Source organism: Gillisella vitis, from assembly GCF_021559775.1.
Taxonomy (GTDB): domain Bacteria; phylum Pseudomonadota; class Alphaproteobacteria; order Rhizobiales; family Rhizobiaceae; genus Allorhizobium; species Allorhizobium ampelinum.
The window spans coordinates 1,897,863-1,916,279 of record NZ_CP056047.1; the positions used below are offsets into that span (position 1 = coordinate 1,897,863).

Here is an 18,417-nt window from a genome sequence, read left to right on the forward strand (position 1 = left end):
AGATGGGCGGCATTGGCGTAAGCCCACGGTGACGGCCGTCTTGCGAGGTTGATGCGAACATCGGAAGTCCTAGTGCAAACACTAGGAGTAGTCCTATGACCAAGCATCCGATTGAAGTCATCACGTCTGTGGAGCGCCGGCGGCGCTGGTCTCGCGAGGACAAAGAGCGGCTCGTTGCAGCCTGCCTTGAGCCTGGTGCGGTTCTTTCCGAGATTGCCCGTGCGGCCGGCATCCACGTGAGCCAGCTCTTTCGGTGGCGCAAGGAACTCTGCCGGATCGAGGAGCCGTCGCTTCAGGTGGCGAACACCTTGGTGCCCGTGATCGTTTCGGAGGCCGCGCCGGCAGCCCAGCCCGCCGCCTTAGAAGCGCCAGCCCCATCGCAGTCCCGCCGGAAGCGTAGCGATGTGACGATTGAGCTGGGCCGTGGTCGCCGTGTCCGTGTGGACAGCGACATAGACCCTGACCTTGCCCCCAAGTTTTATCCAGTTTTGAGTTCGCTCCAGTGGTTTTGGGTTGCTGTATTCGGGGCGGTAGCGGCGGGTTGCGGTGCGGAGCCATTTCGGCTGCGCAGCACCGCATCACGTCGCGGGTTGATGGTCTGAGCGAACTCGGCCGGTGTCAGCCAGCCTAGACCAGAGTGTGGTCGATGATCGTTGTAGTCGCCTCGCCAGTTTGAAAGCCCTGCTCGAGCATGGTTCAGTGACGAGAAGAGCGTTTCATTCAAGAACTCGTCGCGCAGCCGCCCATTGAAGCTTTCGATGAAGGCGTTCTGGATCGGTTTGCCGGGTGCGATGTAATGCCAATCGACCTTCGTCCGATCCGTCCATTGCAGGATCGCGTTGCTGGTGAATTCGCTGCCATTGTCACTGACGATCATCTTCGGCTTGCCTCGTCCCTCGATGATCCGCTCCAGTTCACGGGCAACCCGCAGGCCAGAAAGAGACGTATCGGCGACGAGGCCAAGGCATTCTCTGGTGCAATCATCGACGACGGTCAGCACCCGGAACCTGCGCCCATCGGTGAACTGATCCGACACGAAGTCGAGGGACCAGCGGTCATTGGCGGCAAGCGGGATCAGCATCGGTGCTCGTGTGCCTATCGCCCGTTTCCGACCGCCGCGCTTGCGCACCGTCAGCTTCTCTTCCCGATAGAGCCGGAAGAGCCGCTTATGGTTCACAAGGTGACCCTCACGCCTGAGCAGCACATGAAGTCGTCGATATCCAAAGCGGCGGCGTTCATGCGCCAGCGCCTTCATCCGCTCGCGAAGGTCATAGTCATCGCAGCGCCTGGTCTCGTAACGGATCGTCATCCGGCAAAAGCCGATGGCTTTACACGCCCGCCGTTCGCTCATCTGGTGGTGATCCATCAGATGAGCGACAGCTTTCCGCTTTGCTGCGGGCGTCACCACTTCTTTCCCAAAAGGTCTTTCAAAGCCGAATTGTCGAGCATCGCATCTGCCAGGAGCCTTTTCAGCTTCGTGTTTTCGTCCTCCAGCGTCTTCAGCCGCTTGGCTTCGGAAACTTCCATTCCGCCGAATTTGGCCTTCCATTTATAGATGCTGGCATCGCTGACGCCGTGCTTGCGGCAAAGCTCCGAGACCGGCGTGCCTGCCTCATGCTCCTTCAATATCCCGATAATCTGCTCGTCTGTGAAACGGTTGCGCTTCATTCTCTGGTCCTCTCAATGGGACAGAGCTTACTTCAAAATGGATTAGTTCAGTGGGGCAAGGTCACTTGGCCTCGACGAAATCCAGGACAAGCTGCGCCCAAAATTGATGCGATCTGGCGGCTACGCGTGGCGGCGGAGTTAAAGCCGGGCAGAAGCAATCTGCAGAAATCGCGAATAACTCCGCGCTGTCGGCCATACTTTAAACCACACCCCATGCCCGAAACCTCCCCCTCCCCGTCATCTCCCGCAAGCCCAATTCCTCAACGATCCGCAGCGCCGCCCGCGGCGTGACGCCAAGGTCCTTGGCGATCATCCCGGCCGACACCAGTGGCTTCGCAATCACCAGCTCAATCATCTGCGGCAGTTTTGACGATGTCCGCTTCCCGACCAGTTTTCGCACCATCATCGTTCGCGCCAGCGCCAGCCGGTCATGCTCTTTGAGCCCGAGCTCTGCCGCCGCCAGAAAACCATAGGCAACCGCCAGTAGTCGCGTTTCGCGGTCAGGATGTCGACGGCGATCGACGGGTATGGTTTTGAGGCCAAGATTGATGGCGGCGAGATGGGTGCCTGATGTGATGCCGGAGTGACGCAGGATCGACGCGGCCAGTAGCCGACCGAGCCAGGGCGCATGCTGCAGCACTTCCAAAGTGTTCCAGGCATCGAGGGCCACGATCGCCTGCCGCACTACGCTGTGCCACTCGTCCAGCCGCTGATCCTCATCCCAGTCGAGATCATAGATCATCGGATTTTTTTCACCGACGCGGCCGGCCGCCGACTGGCCGGGCGTCTTTGCTTGCTCAATGGCGGCTTCAGAGCGGGCGAGCAAGGGCAAGGTCACCTGCTCTCCAAGAGTGGCTTTTTCCCTCCAATTTCCGCTCGCTACACACGAATGACTGACGCCGGTGCAGGAGGCGGATCGGTTTCAAGGCAAACCCACCCCCTCCCCCTATTCGTCCTACTCTTGGAGCCCACCGGACCTTCGGAGCCATCGGGCAATCGGGCACCGACACGTCTCAATCTCTGAAGCCACCGCCTCACTCCGCTATGACATCCACACCCACGGTGACCTCACTCATGCCACCGAACATCGGAACATCAACCACCACCTGGCCCCGCCTCGACAGCACCTTGCGCACCGTCACCACGAAGTCGGCAAACGGTCCAGAGCGGATCGTTACCTGCTTGCCGAGCATGTCAGGCACCGGCGGCACATCGCCCGCATCCATGTGTTGTCTCTCTGCAGTCCTGGCGGATAATTGCAGCTGTCGCATCAAGGCCTCCGGCATCAGATAAGGCTTGCCATCCTGGCCCATCAGGCTCTGCAGCTTGGAGGCCAGCAGAAGCCCGGCATAGGCCTCGTTGTCCGGGATCACCCGTACGAACAGATAGCCTCGAAACAGCGGCCGTTCGACAGTGATCGCCGGCTTGCGGCGGCGGGGCGGCAGTCTTCGCCGCTCGCAGGGGCACCAGCACTCTATCCCTTGCTCAGTCAGCGCATCGCGGATGGCCTGCTCCAGGCCGCTCTTGCAGCGTGCCACCACCCAGCGAGCGAGTTGGTCGAAGTCAGGGCGATCGCGCCGTGCCATGGCGATCTGGCGTTGGCGCCTGGCTTCGACAGTTGTGACACGCGCCAGCGTCAAGAGCCTTTCGTTCGAGATGACTGTCTGTTGGTTACGGTCACGGTTATGCTGCATCATGGGTGCGTCCCTTGCTCAGGCTGATGGTGAAGTGATCAAGGGCGGTCTCGACCACCACATCGAGATCGGGTTGTTGTTGGTCGATCGCCGGAAACGGGATCCGGTCGCTCAGGCCATCGACGAACATCCAGCCGCGGCGCTCGTGCAACCGCCGCTAGGCCGCAACCAGCGCACTGCTGCGCTCGACCGTTTCGAAGCTGGTGACCAGCGGCAGGATGTCGATCGCGGTCTTGAACGGCTCGTTGCGCCCGGCAAGATCGTGCATCTTGCTGACCAGCGGCCAGCCATGATCACGGCGCTTTTCCCAGGCCAGGGCCTCCCGGCTGATTGCACCTGTGGCAATCCGCCGTTCATCAAAAGCCGTCATCACCACCTGACCTGCGGGATCTCCGAGCAATGCCTGGAAATGCCGACCCATCCAGAGCTTGCCGCAGACTTTGGCGATGACATGGGTCTGGGGACTGAGCTGGGGGCCGGTCCGGGCAGAGGGATGGTCATGCGTCCGGGCATGGCTTTGATCCTGGCGCCCCGTCAGACCCTCAGGAACCTCTCTCCATGCCCGTGCCTTGAGATAGACGGCAGGTACCGTTAGGTCCTCACGTGCTGCCCAGGCCAGATAGGCCGGTGTACGAGCAATGCAGGCCTCCCGCTCATCAGCCGACAGCGCAAACCAGGCATTGCGGGCAAAGTCGGGATTGCCGGGCCTTGGCCACAGCTTGAACCAGGTGTCGAACTGTTCTCCGATCCGGGCGCGCGCCAGCCGCCTCGCCGCCCTGTCGTCGACATCAGCGGCACCACGACAGTCCTCAGCCGGTTCGGGCGCGCCCTCCCCTTGGTAGGAGTCAGTCTTTGCTAGATTTAAGTTATTACTAAGGGCCGATTTTACCGGCGACGGCAATTCAGTCTGCGGTAGAAATGCAACACTTTTGGATGCCGCATCAGATCCGCCGGAACTGCAGGATGTGTCGGCGGCCTCAGGCGCATCTGCCGCTTCGAAAGCATAACAAGCATCTGTCGGCTCGGAGGTCTCGGAGGTCTCGGAGGTCTCGGAGGTCTCGGAGGTCTCGGAGGTCTCGGAGGTCTCGGAGGTATCCGGCACCATTTGGCGCGGCTCGTCAAAGATCACCAGGATCGTTGGCCCGAATTTGCCATCGGTGCGGGTCTGCTCGCGTTCCGCATAGCCGGTTTCCACCAGCTCCGCGATCATCTTGCGGGCCTTGTCGCGCCCGCAATTGCCCTTCTTGACGATATCGCCGATCACCACAGTCCAGTTGTCGGGCTTGGACAGCAGATAAGACAGCAGCCAGCGCGCCTCCATCGAAAGCCTGGCATCTTCAAACACATGATTGGGAATGGCGGCATAGTGCGCATTGCGCACCCCGCGCCGGATCGTCGCTTCGCCGCTCACAACGCACCGCCTGCGCGCACCAGGGTACGCAGATCGAGGATATCCAGGAGATGAATGAGGAGGATGGATGTCATCCGCGCATAATATGCGCAAACAGATATCATGAGAAGACGATTTTATCCATAAACGGATTTTTTAGTTTCACTGATCTATAGTATCCACATGCCCATGGATATCGCGACATACATAGCCCAGCTGCTCAGCATGAAAAAATGGAACCAGGTCAAGCTGGCGGCTCATTTTGGTGTGTCTCAATCCACCGTCAATCGGTGGAAGGCGGGCTCGGAGCCGGAAGGCCACCACCGCGATGCGATCCGCGAACTCTACAACATGGAGTTCGGCACGCCCGACAGCAAACCGTTCAAGCGCGTCAAGCTGATGGGCAAGGTCGGCGCCGGCCAGGAGATCTACGCCACCGACGATGGCGGGCAAAGCTATGTCGATGCGCCGGCAGATGCCCATCAGAACACCGTTGCCGTCGAGGTGTCAGGGGAATCGATGTATCCCGCCTATGAAGAGGGAACCATCCTCTTCTACTCAAAGACCTTGCCGCCCTCCGAGATGGTCAACAGGCGCGCCGTCGTCCAACTGGCGGATGGCCGAATCTTCGTCAAAACCGTCCGCCCGGGCACGACCCCGAACACCTGGACGCTGACCAGCATCAATGCGCTTTATCCTGATATGATCGACCAGATCGTCGAGTGGGCAGCGCCGATCGACTGGATCAAGCCGCGGTAAAATATCCAGATTATCCGCTCAACAAAAAATAATTATGCGTTTACGCATTTTTATCTTGCTCATGCAATTCCGTTTGCGCATATTATCCTCCATCCGCGCCGCGTGATGCATATCCCTGCGGATAACCGGTAGCGCAACGCCCGCTCTGCCCTAATCTGCAGGACAAAACCGAGGATGAACCATGCAGCAAACTGACACCGTCACCCCCAAAGATGAGCGTGATCGCGATCAGATGTTTGCGCTCTATCAGGAGCGCGGCTCGCAGACCGAGAGTGACCTTCTCAGCGCCGGGATCAGCAAGGACAGCCAACGGCGAAACGTGGCAACGGTCGCGGAGCGTAACAGAGCATGTCGCTCAATGGGAAAACGCTTGTGGTCCATCTCGTCATGTGGACCAACGAATTCGGCTTCATCCCTGGCAATAAAGAAATCGATTACTTTCGCCGCAATCGTCTTTACGCGCGGCCTCATCCTGATCACCTGGAGCTTGTCAGCCGTAAGACAAACACCCGCCGTCGTTAGTAGGCAAAGCGGTAGGTCCAGACATGAGCGCCCGCCACACGAAGACGCATGGCGTCAAAGAGGTCATGGCCTGCGGCAACAGATTTACACATGGTGCAGCAATAACGATTTCCGCTGCGACGGCTGGGCAGCAGAATATGACGACGCGGTTTGCAGCCGCTTCTTTGCGGAAGCAGAGCCGAGCCGCTTCGATCGCAGAAAGTGCTTAAGGATTATGAAGGCCGCAACCGACCGCACCTGTGGCAACAATGTGGATAGTCTGCCATGAGCCGAGCCCGCACTTACACAAAATCGGAAATTGCAGATGCTGCGGCCATGGCGGGCCTGCACCACGTCAGGGTGGTGATGCGTCCAACGGGCGAAATCGAATTTGCCCCAAAGAGCTTTCCGCCAACCGTGAGAGACACAGAAGATACGAATAACGCTTGGGAGAAGTGGCAGAATGGAAGGAAAACTCGTGGGGGTACATAAGGTCAACGTCAAGCTGGCAGATGGCACCATGGAAACGTATTACTATGCCTGGCGCGGCAAAGGCGCCCCACGGCTGCAGTCGAAACCAGGGACAAAGGCGTTCACTCTGGAATTCCTTCGTTTGACCCGAGACCGCCAGAAACCTGCCACGACCAACACTATCGGCTCGTTGATCGATGAATATCGTCAGACGGCTCGCTATAAGGCACTCTCGCCATCTACTCGGCGCGATTATGAGAGGATCTTCGGAGCCATTCGCTTGGAGTACGGAGATTGTCCGCTTGCAGCCGTCGAAGCTCGTGGCAGCCGCCGTGGCTTTCTGTCGTGGCGCGACAAGATGAAAGATTCGCCTCGCTCTGCCGATATGCACATCGCCCTGCTCAGCCGCCTGTTCGTCTGGGCTAAGGACAGCGAATACATCATGCGTAACCCGCTCGAGCGCGTGGAGCGACTGCACGAAGGTAGCCGGAAAGACATCATCTGGAGTTCCAACCAGATCGACAAACTTCTCGCCGAGGCATCGCCGCACATCCGCGACGTGGCCAAGGTGGCGCTTTGGACGATGCAGAGGCAGGCAGACATCCTCACGATGCCGACGCTCGCCTTCGACGGCGAGCGGCTATCAATCAAGCAGGGGAAGACTGGCGCGCGCGTCCGGGTGATAGCAGCGCCGGATCTGATGCCTATGCTGCGTAAAGCTAAAGAGGCACAGCGCCAAAGAGTTTTGGTCAACTCGTTCGGGCAAAACTGGACTTCGAGCGGCTTTCGGGCGTCCTAGCGCAAGGAAATGGCGAGGCTCGGTATAAAGGGCGTCACGTTCCACGATCTGCGCGGCACCGCGATCACCTTCGCCTATGCGCACCTCGACCGGCCGCATGACGAAAAGATAAAACTCATTTCCGAAATATCCGGCCACTCGCGCGAAGACGCCGAATCGATCATCCGCAAGCATTATCTCGCCGGCCAGGAGGTTATCGACGCTATTGGGCGCGGAACGTCCCGTGAATGAAACTGTAAAACTCTAGATGACTTGCAAAACGACGCCAGAAACTCGCGGGTAAGTTATTGAAATGGTGGGTGATGTAGGGTTCGAACCTACGACCCGCTGATTAAGAGTCAGCTGCTCTACCAACTGAGCTAATCACCCGCCTGCAGCGCTTCGTTTGTGCTTCATCGCTGCCGTGAGCGGGGATATAAAGGGGTTGTCTCCCCTTGTCCAGCGCCGTTTCGAAAAAAATGACATGAAACAGCAAAAAAAATCAAAACTCGAAAAAACCAAGGAAAATCAAATGTCGAGCATGCCGGAAGCGATGCGGACGGCGGTGCCGCCGATGCGAGCGCGGAAAACTTTGCCTTCCTTGGTATCGATATGCAGATGGATGAAGGAGGGGCGCCCCATTTCCACGCCCTGCTCGATCAGCAGCGGATGGTGGCCGTCTGGCAGCGCGTCGAAATGCTGGATAGCGCCGGATAGCGCCGCCACCGCCGAGCCTGTGGCCGGGTCCTCGGCTATGCCCATATCGGGGGAAAACATCCGGGCGTGAAAGTCCGCCGCGTGGTGAACACCACCACGGCAATAGACATAGGCCGAGGTCAGCGCGCCGTCACAGAAAGGAGCGGCCCGCTCCCAGAGTTGCGGATCGAACTCGATGCTTTCGACATCTCCCAGACTGCTGACCGGAATGAGCAGGAAAGGCACGCCAGCCGACCAGATCGACGGCAAATGGTTTTCGAAAAGCAATTGGTTCGGCTTCAGGCCAAGCGCATCGGCGATGCCCTGGCGGTCGAGCGGCAGTTGAATCTGGGTGGAGGTTTTCGGCAGATCGAATTCGGCAAAACTCGCCTCACCCGGCCTCAGGCTGACGGCACAGCGCACCGGACCAATCTTTTCATCGATCACCGACACCAGATCGAGCGGCCCCTCACGATCCTGATGCGCCTTTTCCGCTAGGCCGATCGCCGTGCCAACCGTGGGATGACCGGCAAAGGGAAGCTCGCGCCCGGGGGTGAAAATCCGGATACGCGCCACATGCGCGACATTGACGGACGGAAAGACAAAAACGGTTTCCGAGAGATTGAATTCCCGCGCTATCGCCTGCAACGCATCGTCATCGAGATCCTCGCAATCGAACACGATTGCCAAAGGGTTGCCGCACAGCTTTTTGTCGGTGAAGACGTCGTAAATGCAATAGTGTCGAGCCAAACAAGCCTCCAGTCGCCGTTACAATGCCAGCAAACTGCACGAGCAGCGCCAGCCATGCAAGGCGAACCAGCCACTTAGCCGGGAAAAATCCAATCCAGCAGGGGATACATGTCTGGCGTGTAATCATGCGCATTGCGATCCGCCGAGCGAATGGCTACGGCGCGGGCAATTTCCTGTTCCTCATCCACCGCCATATGAGCGGCGATTCGCTCGAAAATCGCCTGAGTGGTCAAGGCCAGACGAAACACCCGAAACAGCGTGACCCGACGGCCTCGACGATAGCCTCGCAATTGCGGATCGATCACCGCATCATCCACCGACAGTCCGGTTTCTTCCTGCACTTCGCGGCGCATATTGGCATCGACATCGACCATCGCATCGATAATATCCGATGCATCGAGCGAGCCCGCCGGACAATAGACCCGGCCTGCATTGGCGGTGTGAGCGGCCATTTCCACCGCGATCAAGGCACCATCGGACGAAATCAGCACAGGAAACCCAAACAGGTGATAGCCGCTCTGTGGCTCAGCCTGACGACGCCAAAACAAAAAGGTCGAATAAGGGATAAGGTGTCCCGCGCCAGTCACCGCTCCCTGCCCGATCTGCAATTCGTCGAACAAGACCATGGCACCATCGAAAAGGGCGGGATTGGCCGCCGACTCGGCCTGCCAATTTCGGTGAATGGCATCGCGATGCGCGGTATGAAACGGATGATCTCCAGGCTTGACCCGCAATTCCAGCCGGTTCACATCGAATATTTCTCCATCCGCAGGCCAGGACACATGATCGTCAGCGGCTTGCGGCAGAATGGCTTTTGCGTGGGACAGCATGGATGAAACTTTCTTTTCCGGTCTCTGGCAGTTCACGGACCTCGCAGATCTGAAAAGACACCAGATCATTCTTTATTCGCTGCGATCGAGTGACTTTGTAAAGGCATCGCAGCGCAAAAAGATGACGGTCTCGTCACGTCCTCACGTTTTGCCCATGTTTCATACCGCCCATACATCCATGGATAGCAAAAAAAACAAAACGCCGCGCGCATGGAGCGCACGGCGCCTTGTTGAACACCAATGGACGGATTATGGGATCAGGCGGCGCGAGAATAGGATGACGACGAGCCTGACGGAGACGTCTTGAACTGAGCAACCATCTGGAACAAATCATCGGCATCCTTGGAAAGCGAGAATGCCGCCGCCGTCGTTTCCTCAACCATCGCTGCATTCTTTTGCGTGGACTGGTCGATGACATTGACGGAACTGTTGATTTCCCGCAGCGCGGTGGTCTGTTCCTTGGTGCCGTGAACAATTGCCGTGACATTGGTATCGATGGCACGGATCTGATTGAGGATATTCTCCAGAGCCGAGCCGGTCTGGGCAACAAGGTCCACGCCACGGTCAACCTGCTTGCCGGACGTGCTGATCAACTGCCGGATTTCCTTGGCGGATGAAGCCGAGCGCTGAGCCAGTTCGCGGACCTCCTGGGCGACGACCGCAAAACCCTTGCCTGCTTCACCGGCGCGGGCCGCTTCGACACCGGCATTCAACGCCAAGAGGTTGGTCTGAAAGGCAATTTCATCAATGACGCCCAGAATGCTCGAAATCCGCCCGGACGACTGCTCGATCTCATTCATGGCAACCACGGCATCCCTGACGATAACACTGGATTGCTCCGTATTCAGCCGGGTCTGCTCCATCAACCGGCCAACCTCCTCGGCACGCTTGGCGGAGTCGGCAACCGTCGTGGTGACTTCTTCCAGAGACGCAGCTGATTCCTCCACGGAGGCTGCCTGTGCTTCGGTACGGCGTGACAGGTCGTTGGCGGCCTCCTTGATTTCATTGGTGCTCGACGCGATGGACCGGGCGCTGAGGGCGACACCGTCCATTGTCTTGCGCAAATGGCTGAGGGCTTCGTTGAAATCGATCCGCAGTTTTTCCATGGTCGGCACGAACATGTTGTTCAGCGTGCCGGTCAGATCGCCGCCCGCCAGCGCCTTCAGTGCGGCACCCAGATGGGAAATAGCATCCATCCTGCTCGACACATCGGTTGCAAACTTCACTACCTTGTAGACTTTCCCCCGTGCGTCGAAGACCGGATTGTAGGAGGCCTGTATCCAGACATCGTGGCCATCCTTGGCGATGCGCCGGAACTCATTGGCCAAGGTCCGCCCAGCCGCCAGATCGCGCCAGAAAGATGTGTAGTCTGTGGAAGACGTATAGGCCTTGTCACAAAACAGACTGTGATGGCGCCCGACAAGTTCCGTCAGACTATAGCCCATCGCCTTGCAGAAATTTTCATTGGCGGTGATGATCTTGCCATCAGGGGTAAACTCGATGACCGCCATCGAGGTCGAAATCGCCTTCAGCTTGGCATCATCCTCCATCGCCTGCAATTTTACGGCGGTGATATCCGTGGCGTATTTGACGACCTTATAGGGTCTATCACCCTTCATTATCGGATTGTATGAGGCTTCGATCCACACATCTCGACCGTCCTTGGCAACACGACGATATTGGGCGCGCTGGAATTTACCCTGCCGCAAGCCTTCCCAAAAATTCCGGTAATCGCTGGTCTCAACCTCGCTGGCATCGACGAACATGCGGTGGTGCTTGCCTTTGATTTCAGCCAGACTGTAGCCGAGCGCCCGACAAAAATTGTCATTGGCATCCAAAATGGTGCCATCCAAGCTGAATTCTATGACGGCCTGCGACTTGCGAAGAGCCGAAACTTCCGATCTGGCATCAGCACCCAGTCCAAAAATAGTCATGCCTGAATCCTTCGACCTTTGATCTGCAAGCGCGTCGTACTGCGCCTTTGATGACATCAGTGTCACACAGAAATATATACAATCAATTCCTAAATTAGAAGAAATCTCTAAAAATTGTATATTATGCAAACCAAGTAAATATCGGGTTATTCTGGCCGCTTAAATTCCCCTAAATTTTAATGGTAAAATCGCTAAGTGATTTAAAAAAAACAGAAATAGTCAACGCACAGAAGAAAAACGGCCCGTCCGGCACAGGGCATTCAGCCCCTCTGGCATCGACAAAATTGTCGTCACCGCGCTGAGGACGGCGCTCTGTCGATTATCCAAACATAGACAGAAAGTCGATTTGCAATCTCATCGACCATTCCGTATATTATTTGCAACTACAATAAAAATTAAGGCGACGAGCTATGAAGGAGACGTATTCGCTTCGTGAAGTCGTGAACGAGACCGGCCTGACGAAGCTGGTCCTGCATGCCTGGGAGCGCCGCTATGCAGCAATCGTACCCAAACGCACCGAGACTGGCCGCCGCATCTACCGGCATGAGGATCTTGTCCGGTTGCAACTGCTGAAGGCCTGCGTCGATAATGGGCAAAGGATCGGCTCCATTATCCATTTATCGAACGAAGAGCTGAAACGATCCGTGATGAACCAGGAGCGTTTGGACGACCTGGAGCCTGTTTTTAAAGCCGTGGAAACCCTTGATGGAGAGACATTGGACCGGCTGCTGAGCACCCGCTTCATTGCGCTGGGGCCTATTGATTTTTCAAAATACGTCGTACTGCCATTCATGGCGGAAATCGGCCGGCGCTGGGCGGAATGCCACCTGTCCATCGCATCAGAACATCTCGCCTCGTCTTCGGTCAGGGTGCTGTTGAACGGCGCGTTCAAACTCCTTGCATCGCCGCGCGGTTCACACAGAATAGTCTTCACCACGCTTGAAGGCGAATTGCATGATATTGGCGGGCTAGTGGCGGCACTGATCGCCCGCAGCCATGGCATCCACATCACGTATCTCGGCGCCCAGCTTCCGGCCAAGGATTTCGTCGCAATGGCAAGGCAATCCGGCTCGACCGTCGTGTGCATCAGCGGCGCCTTCAAACGCATCCGCAATTTTGAGCTAGAGATCAAGGAGATCCGAAAGGGCTTACCGTTGGATATCCCGCTCTGGCTGGGCGGAGCGGCCTTCATGCACCTGCCTCCCATCGAGGGCGTGTGCTATTTTCAACAGATGGAACAGTTCGAAGAGGCCGTCATCGCCTTGCAAGGCGAAAGCTTCTGACACGATAAAGCGCCGCATGTCGGCTGACAGCGGCGCTTTATCTTCGTTGCGGACCTTATAACCAGCTGATTCTTAGCGCCCCCCACAATGCCCAAGGCATGCAGACAAGAAAACTTGGAGCGCCAGGAACCCTGCAAGGCTGATTAGTTGCGAGCCTTATCAACAAGCTGGTTCTTGGCGATCCCCCGCGATGCCGAAGGCACGCAGACAAAAAAACTTGGATCGTCAAGAACCGTTCACGCTGATTAGTTGCGAGCCTTGTCAACCAGCTGGTTCTTGGCGATCCCCCGCAATGCCAAAGGCATGCAGACAAAAAAGCTTGGAGCGCCAGGAACCCTTCAAGGCTGATTAGTTGCGAGCCTTATCAACAAGCTGGTTCTTAGCGATCCAAGGCATCATGCCGCGCAGCTTGGCACCGACTTCTTCGATCTGGTGCTTGTCGTTCATGCGGCGAATGCCCTTGAAGCGAGCAGCACCAGCGCGGTATTCCTGCATCCAATCCGATGTGAACTTGCCGGTCTGAATGTCGTGCAACACGCGCTTCATTTCAGCCTTGGTTTCAGCAGTGATGATGCGCGGACCGGTGACGTATTCGCCCCACTCAGCGGTGTTGGAGATCGAGTAGTTCATGTTGGCGATACCGCCTTCATAGATCAGGTCCACGATCAGCTTCACTTCGTGCAGGCACTCGAAATAGGCCATTTCAGGCGCATAGCCGCCTTCAACCAGCGTTTCAAAGCCAGCGCGGATCAGCTCAACCAGACCGCCGCACAGAACGACCTGCTCGCCGAACAGGTCGGTTTCGCATTCTTCCTGGAAGGTGGTTTCGATAATGCCCGAACGGCCACCGCCAACGCCACAAGCGTAGGACAGAGCCACTTCAAGAGCGTTGCCGGAGGCATTCTGATGAATGGCAACGAGGCAAGGCACGCCGCCGCCCTTCTGGTATTCGCCACGAACCGTGTGGCCAGGGCCCTTCGGGGCGATCATCACAACGTCAACGGTGTTCTTCGGCTCGATCAGGCCGAAGTGAACGTTCAGGCCGTGGGCGAAAGCGATTGCTGCGCCATCACGGATGTTGCCGGCGATGTCTGCCTTGTAGATGTCAGCCTGCAATTCGTCCGGAGTTGCCATCATCATCAGGTCAGCCCAGGCTGCCGCTTCGGCAACGGTCATGACCTTGAAGCCATCGGCTTCAGCCTTGGCAATGGTGGCCGAGCCAGCCTTGAGAGCGATCACGACGTTCTGTGCGCCCGAATCCTTCAGGTTCAGCGCGTGAGCGCGGCCCTGGGAGCCGTAGCCAATGATGGCGACTTTCTTCGCCTTGATGAGGTTCAAATCGGCATCACGATCATAATAGACGCGCATTGTGTTATCCTTCCCTATGCTATGTCTGATGTTGAGTGTTTTATTTCTCGCCAGGATTTACGCTGACGATGTCTTGTCCGTGCCGTGCAACACAAGAAAGGCGGACACCGCCTTGTGTGCGCGGGCGTCGAATTTTCGTGGCTCGGGTTTTTCACCCAGCAGCAGGCGAACGTGAAGATCGGAAACGATCAGGCCGTAAAGCGTCCGATAGGCATCCTCGCCGTCCTCGAACCGCAACAGGCCATCGCGTCGTCCGGCATCCAGCAGCGCCCTCGCCCGGCGGTCGATCTGGCGGCGGCCACGCTCCAGCAGCATTTGCCCCAGCTTCGAGCCGTCGCGACTGGTCTGGCCAATGGCAAGACGGTTCAGCGCCAGCGAGATTTCGCCGGACAGGACATCCAGCAAATCGCGGGCGAAAACCTGCAAATGATCGGCCAGCATCTGCGGCGTCAGGCGCTCGCCGGCGCGCTCGAAGGTGCGCACCTTGCTGGCCTGATAGGAAATCATCGCTGACAGCAGACCGTCGCGATCGCCGAACCATTTATAAAGGCTTTCCTTGGAGCAATTGGCCGCCCGCGCCAAACCGGCCGTGGTCAATGCCTTGTCGCCGCCTTCGACCAAAAGGCGCAGGGCCTCCGCCAGAACCGCGCTCTGGCGTGCAGAAAATTCTGCTGTTGGCATGGCATTGCTCGACACGTGAAAGCCCTTCAATCTAAGTACCGTACGGTACGGTTCTTGTTAACGCGCTTCGCAATGCTCGTCAAGCGCCTGAGTGTAATAAGGGCACTCAAACGAGTCATTCTGCAGGGGCGAACGATACCGTTGGGCACTTAACGCGAGTCACGATGCCTATTTCGCGAAAAAACAGCGGCTTGACCCGCTCCGACCAAGACCAGGCCACATGAAAGAGCAGTCCAATTTACGGTTCGTTTGATCCAAAAAATGGTCTGGATCTCGATGAGAAAATCTTTCGGTGGCAAGGGAAGGATCGCCAACGAAGCCACCGAGCTGCATCCGATCACTTCCGGATCCGGCTGTCGTTGGTTCGATTATGGCCACGCAAGATTGAAGATCGGAGGCAGATGCACCTCAGTGTCCTGCCCTTTAGGCCGCTGAGGCGCATCCGTCACATTGTCAGTGAGACACCTTGTTCAATCTCCTGGTCGACCTTGAAGTGACTGTCCCGCAGATGCTGGGCAAATTCCTTGATGTCGACTGGCCGATGACATGTGAGAACGACATCACCATCAATTGATAACTGAACAGGCACCCTGGAATCGAGAGCAAACTCCCTTCCCGTCTTGTCGGGGAAGGTCAGAAATGGGATCGGTTTTCCCATGTCCTTGAGCGTGAACCTCACACCTTCCTGATGAACGGCTGACATTACGGCGTGCCAGACATCGAACACCTGCCTAGGGATGACCTTGTCGACCTTCGCGGTATTCGGTTCGATGACCGCATGTTCGACCGCCGACCGGATCTGGTCGAGGAAGAGGGCATCGTTGACATTTGGTAAGTCCAGTTCCTTCAGGGTGCGGTAGCCGACCCAGCCAGTCTCCCCCATAGGGACAGCCTGAACCTTGGAGATTTTCAGCCTAGCATTATCCAGCAGGACATTGCTCCCCTTTGGGTTGGCAGGAAACGTAACATTGATCGCCAGCGGCGCGAAGCTCGTATCGCGGGGGGCGAAGGTAACAACGTCTCGACCCTGTGCATCTTGCTGGTGCTTGATGACAAGTCCTCGCTGATCGATCAGGTCTTTAAGCCCGGACTTGATCTCGAAGAACGCAGTCGTGCTTTTGAACAGCTCGCTGTCTTGCGAGTGTCTGACTGACGCAGAGTCGAGTTTCGCTTTCGCTTGGGTGCTGGTCGGCACCTCGCTCCGTGCACCACCCCACCACACGGCCTCACGCTGGCTTTTACCGAGCAGCATGTTTTCTCGCGCGGTATCCGGGTGATCAAGGTAGAACTGCTTGAACCTGTAGAATAGGCCGTCGAGGTTGGTATCGTGGGATACTGTCTCCACGACATCTCCGTTGAGCGAAATCGTCAAGGGCGACCTAGTATCGAAGACGAAGACTTGGCCGAGGCGGTCAGTGATTTTCAGCCCGGGAAGCGGCCAGCCGGAATCGAGTACCTCGATAAGCTGACCACCCTCTCTCGCAACATTCGACAAGCCTTTCCACACGGCATACACGTCCCTCGGCACAGCTTTATCGCTGAGGGACGATGTCGATTTCTTCTCGAGGGAGGTCGTTCGCAAGTAGTCGGAGATCCTGGAAACGAAGTCTTCATCCATTCCGTCTTCGCATGTCAACGACACGTCGGCATCCGCAACGAGGCCGACCCAGTCGGTACCGTCGATGCTTTCCGATCGGATCGGGGTGAAACGAACGCTGGTTCCGACCAGCGAGTCTCCACGGCCTCTTCTTTCGGCTTCCCTGAATAGTGGGTGGAGGTCGCCGAGGTGCAGCATCCGCTCCACATGGGCAGTAAAGATAAGGTCTTGGAACTGGTTCCCTCTGGGCGAAATCCGCCCCTCATAGGTGCGGCCGCCGATAGAATGGAACGCGAGGTCGAGCTGCCGCTCCTTTAACACTGGATGCAGTGCGTTCCTGAGAAGCAATTCCTCGCGCCTGTTTACCGTCGGTTCCATCGTGCTTGATCTCCTGTGGACCTGCACAGAATCGGTAAGATGCTAGCAAGCGACAACGCGGCACCATCAAGCAGGGCCAATCTCCGGGCCTTGGTGGAAACGGCACTCGCAGAGCGCCAAGGCAGCCGCCCGATAACAATATCTTCATCATCTTCATCGACTGATGCGAGACGCCTAGTCGATATAGGAGTTCTCCATGACCCACGCGAATCCTTTTGACACTCTCCTTCCACTCGTCAGTGACGAGAAGGTGCTGAAGGATTTGCAGGAGGCAAGCAGGTGTTATAAAGCACAGGCCTACCGAGCTTGCGCTGTCATGCTTGGGTTAGGCATCTTCAGCTACATCAGGTCATGGCTGGCAGACCTGAGTGATCAGAAGGTGCCCGAGGCCAAGGCAATCCTTGCAAAGATCGAAGGCAACCTTCATCAGAGTATGGCCTATGAGCGACTGGCGATCGACCAGCTCCGAGACAAGCAGCTCCTCGCGAACCGCGATCAATTGGAAGCTCTTGAGCAGATCCTACGGTACCGTAACAAAGCTGCCCACCCCACAGAAATATACGCATCTCAGGCAGATATCGACCATGCAGTCGCCGCAGCACGAGATAAGGTGATCGGGAAGCTCACCCCACCGTCGTCATTGCTGATACGGGCGCTGCCTGATGACATGGAGAATTCAAACTACTTTCCGGACCGGTCAGAGGATGGAGTGCTGAAATTCGTGGAGAGGCTGCTGCCACAGGTCCTTGATCAGCACCGGACGCAACTGGTGGATCGCGTCAATGGTTTGGTGACGAACTCGAAGACCCCTGAGACCGCCAGAAAAAACGCGACGCTTTTCCTTCGAGCGCTGGTGATCCTTTCCTTCGAAGAAGATTCGGATGCGTCGTATGCATGGATCTTCGACGCAGTCCATCGCACGATTACGAAGGAATCGATGTTCACCAAGGAGCGCCACCGACACTTACTGACTGTTCTGTCACTTCGCCCGGATCTCCTTCTAAAAGCATGGCCCAAAGAGGAAGGTCGAGACCGTCTCATCAAGCTGATCTCGGATTTCTGCCGTGATGCCCGTGAAGATCTGTCTGGCCCGTTGGCTCAGGAAATCGTGCAGTTTTACTCGCGGTTGGTGACGGACCTTCGGGGTGTAGACCTGGAAACACGTAGGAACTTCGTCGACGACTATTTCATGCTGCTACTCAATATCGTTGAACTTTGTGGCAGCCATCCTGCCGTACTGGAAAGCATGACCCTTGATGTCCTCCATAACCTCGTACTAGGGAAGCTATGGGGAAGAATAGAACGCGTCAGCCCCGAAGGAGAAGCCGAGGTGCTTAGTAACCTCATCTCGGCCGACCGCTCGATCGCAGCATCATCGACGGATGAGGTCGCCCTGGATCTGATCGTGCTCCTATCTGAGATGGAATTCGAGGGGCCGATGCTCCGCCTTCGTGAGGAAGGATTCGCCAGATTGCCGAAGATCAGAGAGCGAGTCCGGAAGCACCTGATGCAGAGAGCACCAGATCGCATCAACGAGCTTCACTTGCAGGAAATTACGTCGGCTCCACCGTCGAGATCATTTCGCACACTGCGCCGATGAACCAATGGAAACTGTCGCGTCCGCCGAAACATCATACCG

At 57.1% G+C, this 18,417-nt stretch carries 16 protein-coding genes, 1 tRNA gene and 2 pseudogenes; 7 read left to right on the forward strand and 12 right to left on the reverse strand.

Annotated elements, in window-relative coordinates; translation table 11 throughout:
• Window positions 1-95: 95 nt before the first annotated feature.
• Window positions 96-410, forward strand: a pseudogene (tnpA, locus tag AVCG78_RS27305) (IS66-like element accessory protein TnpA); the annotation flags it as partial.
• Window positions 411-478: 68 nt separating this feature from the next.
• Here the strand turns inward: tnpA and AVCG78_RS09010 are convergent.
• From AVCG78_RS09010 to AVCG78_RS09030, 5 genes and pseudogenes are all read right to left on the reverse strand, one after another.
• Window positions 479-1,668, reverse strand: a protein-coding gene (locus AVCG78_RS09010; RefSeq protein WP_156636673.1) for an IS3 family transposase whose coding sequence is annotated in 2 segments (ribosomal slippage) — window positions 479-1,419 and window positions 1,419-1,668 — 1,191 coding nt in all. Because the reading frame shifts where the segments join, the coding sequence is not laid out codon by codon here.
• Window positions 1,669-1,867: 199 nt separating this feature from the next.
• Window positions 1,868-2,494, reverse strand: a pseudogene (locus AVCG78_RS09015) (RHE_PE00001 family protein); the annotation flags it as partial.
• A gap of 208 nt (window positions 2,495-2,702) precedes the next feature.
• Window positions 2,703-3,365, reverse strand: coding sequence for a transcription termination/antitermination NusG family protein (locus AVCG78_RS09020; RefSeq protein ID WP_071204227.1), 663 nt, complete (start codon window positions 3,363-3,365; stop codon window positions 2,703-2,705).
• On the reverse strand, window positions 3,352-3,492 hold the full coding sequence (locus AVCG78_RS09025) for a hypothetical protein (protein WP_234665047.1): 141 nt from the start codon (window positions 3,490-3,492) through the stop codon (window positions 3,352-3,354). The genes AVCG78_RS09020 and AVCG78_RS09025 overlap by 14 nt, the downstream gene beginning before the upstream one ends.
• Before the next feature lie 27 nt (window positions 3,493-3,519).
• Window positions 3,520-4,773, reverse strand: coding sequence for a helix-turn-helix domain-containing protein (locus AVCG78_RS09030; protein ID WP_235694951.1), 1,254 nt, complete (start codon window positions 4,771-4,773; stop codon window positions 3,520-3,522).
• A gap of 204 nt (window positions 4,774-4,977) precedes the next feature.
• On the opposite strand from AVCG78_RS09030, the gene AVCG78_RS09035 reads away from it, so the two are divergent.
• From AVCG78_RS09035 to AVCG78_RS09050, 4 genes are all read left to right on the forward strand, one after another.
• Window positions 4,978-5,511 carry a S24 family peptidase gene (locus tag AVCG78_RS09035; protein WP_234665048.1) on the forward strand — a complete coding sequence of 178 codons (534 nt, stop codon included), beginning with the start codon at window positions 4,978-4,980 and terminating at the stop codon, window positions 5,509-5,511.
• A gap of 181 nt (window positions 5,512-5,692) precedes the next feature.
• Entirely contained in the window at window positions 5,693-6,301 is a 609-nt protein-coding gene (locus AVCG78_RS27455) for a hypothetical protein (protein WP_457548396.1), read from the forward strand.
• Between the two features lie 174 nt (window positions 6,302-6,475).
• Window positions 6,476-7,282, forward strand: a complete 807-nt coding sequence (locus tag AVCG78_RS09045) for a site-specific integrase (RefSeq protein ID WP_234665049.1) — start codon at window positions 6,476-6,478, stop codon at window positions 7,280-7,282.
• 9 nt (window positions 7,283-7,291) lie between these two features.
• Window positions 7,292-7,513: a site-specific integrase gene (locus tag AVCG78_RS09050; protein WP_234665050.1), complete on the forward strand. Its 222-nt coding sequence runs from the start codon at window positions 7,292-7,294 to the stop codon at window positions 7,511-7,513.
• Window positions 7,514-7,575: 62 nt separating this feature from the next.
• Here the strand turns inward: AVCG78_RS09050 and AVCG78_RS09055 are convergent.
• From AVCG78_RS09055 to AVCG78_RS09070, 4 genes are all read right to left on the reverse strand, one after another.
• Window positions 7,576-7,651 (reverse strand) — tRNA-Lys (locus AVCG78_RS09055).
• A 138-nt stretch (window positions 7,652-7,789) separates the two neighbouring features.
• Window positions 7,790-8,707 (reverse strand): PhzF family phenazine biosynthesis protein, encoded by a 918-nt coding sequence (locus AVCG78_RS09060; RefSeq protein ID WP_015916420.1) that lies wholly within the window; start codon window positions 8,705-8,707, stop codon window positions 7,790-7,792.
• Window positions 8,708-8,781: 74 nt separating this feature from the next.
• Window positions 8,782-9,537 carry an NUDIX hydrolase gene (locus AVCG78_RS09065; protein ID WP_071204235.1) on the reverse strand — a complete coding sequence of 252 codons (756 nt, stop codon included), beginning with the start codon at window positions 9,535-9,537 and terminating at the stop codon, window positions 8,782-8,784.
• Window positions 9,538-9,794: 257 nt separating this feature from the next.
• Window positions 9,795-11,471 carry a methyl-accepting chemotaxis protein gene (locus tag AVCG78_RS09070; protein WP_071204240.1) on the reverse strand — a complete coding sequence of 559 codons (1,677 nt, stop codon included), beginning with the start codon at window positions 11,469-11,471 and terminating at the stop codon, window positions 9,795-9,797.
• Between the two features lie 410 nt (window positions 11,472-11,881).
• Here AVCG78_RS09070 and AVCG78_RS09075 point away from each other — a divergent pair, with 410 nt between their 5' ends.
• Window positions 11,882-12,754 carry a MerR family transcriptional regulator gene (locus tag AVCG78_RS09075; RefSeq protein WP_071204242.1) on the forward strand — a complete coding sequence of 291 codons (873 nt, stop codon included), beginning with the start codon at window positions 11,882-11,884 and terminating at the stop codon, window positions 12,752-12,754.
• A 348-nt stretch (window positions 12,755-13,102) separates the two neighbouring features.
• Here AVCG78_RS09075 and ilvC read toward each other — a convergent pair whose 3' ends face one another.
• The 3 genes from ilvC to AVCG78_RS09090 all read right to left on the reverse strand — a co-directional run bounded on the left by ilvC (window position 13,103) and on the right by AVCG78_RS09090 (window position 16,778).
• On the reverse strand, window positions 13,103-14,122 hold the full coding sequence (ilvC, locus tag AVCG78_RS09080) for a ketol-acid reductoisomerase (protein WP_015916424.1): 1,020 nt from the start codon (window positions 14,120-14,122) through the stop codon (window positions 13,103-13,105).
• Between the two features lie 57 nt (window positions 14,123-14,179).
• Window positions 14,180-14,803: a TetR/AcrR family transcriptional regulator C-terminal domain-containing protein gene (locus AVCG78_RS09085; protein ID WP_041698078.1), complete on the reverse strand. Its 624-nt coding sequence runs from the start codon at window positions 14,801-14,803 to the stop codon at window positions 14,180-14,182.
• A 445-nt stretch (window positions 14,804-15,248) separates the two neighbouring features.
• Complete coding sequence (locus AVCG78_RS09090) at window positions 15,249-16,778, reverse strand: hypothetical protein (RefSeq protein WP_071204244.1); 1,530 nt, start codon at window positions 16,776-16,778, stop codon at window positions 15,249-15,251.
• 196 nt (window positions 16,779-16,974) lie between these two features.
• Here AVCG78_RS09090 and AVCG78_RS09095 point away from each other — a divergent pair, with 196 nt between their 5' ends.
• The gene (locus AVCG78_RS09095) at window positions 16,975-18,378 is read left to right on the forward strand and encodes a hypothetical protein (protein ID WP_071204246.1); all 1,404 of its coding nucleotides are present in this window, start codon (window positions 16,975-16,977) and stop codon (window positions 18,376-18,378) included.
• The last annotated feature ends 39 nt before the right edge of the window (window positions 18,379-18,417 follow it).

Coding starts and splice junctions, on each gene's coding strand:
- AVCG78_RS09020 (WP_071204227.1), bottom strand. CDS start 3,365: ATGATGCAGCATAACCGTGACCGTAACCAACAGACAGTCATCTCGAAC.
- AVCG78_RS09025 (WP_234665047.1), bottom strand. CDS start 3,492: ATGTTCGTCGATGGCCTGAGCGACCGGATCCCGTTTCCGGCGATCGAC.
- AVCG78_RS09035 (WP_234665048.1), top strand. CDS start 4,978: ATGAAAAAATGGAACCAGGTCAAGCTGGCGGCTCATTTTGGTGTGTCT.
- AVCG78_RS27455 (WP_457548396.1), top strand. CDS start 5,693: ATGCAGCAAACTGACACCGTCACCCCCAAAGATGAGCGTGATCGCGAT.
- AVCG78_RS09045 (WP_234665049.1), top strand. CDS start 6,476: ATGGAAGGAAAACTCGTGGGGGTACATAAGGTCAACGTCAAGCTGGCA.
- AVCG78_RS09050 (WP_234665050.1), top strand. CDS start 7,292: ATGGCGAGGCTCGGTATAAAGGGCGTCACGTTCCACGATCTGCGCGGC.
- AVCG78_RS09065 (WP_071204235.1), bottom strand. CDS start 9,537: ATGCTGTCCCACGCAAAAGCCATTCTGCCGCAAGCCGCTGACGATCAT.
- AVCG78_RS09070 (WP_071204240.1), bottom strand. CDS start 11,471: ATGACTATTTTTGGACTGGGTGCTGATGCCAGATCGGAAGTTTCGGCT.
- AVCG78_RS09075 (WP_071204242.1), top strand. CDS start 11,882: ATGAAGGAGACGTATTCGCTTCGTGAAGTCGTGAACGAGACCGGCCTG.
- ilvC (WP_015916424.1), bottom strand. CDS start 14,122: ATGCGCGTCTATTATGATCGTGATGCCGATTTGAACCTCATCAAGGCG.
- AVCG78_RS09085 (WP_041698078.1), bottom strand. CDS start 14,803: ATGCCAACAGCAGAATTTTCTGCACGCCAGAGCGCGGTTCTGGCGGAG.
- AVCG78_RS09090 (WP_071204244.1), bottom strand. CDS start 16,778: ATGGAACCGACGGTAAACAGGCGCGAGGAATTGCTTCTCAGGAACGCA.
- AVCG78_RS09095 (WP_071204246.1), top strand. CDS start 16,975: ATGACCCACGCGAATCCTTTTGACACTCTCCTTCCACTCGTCAGTGAC.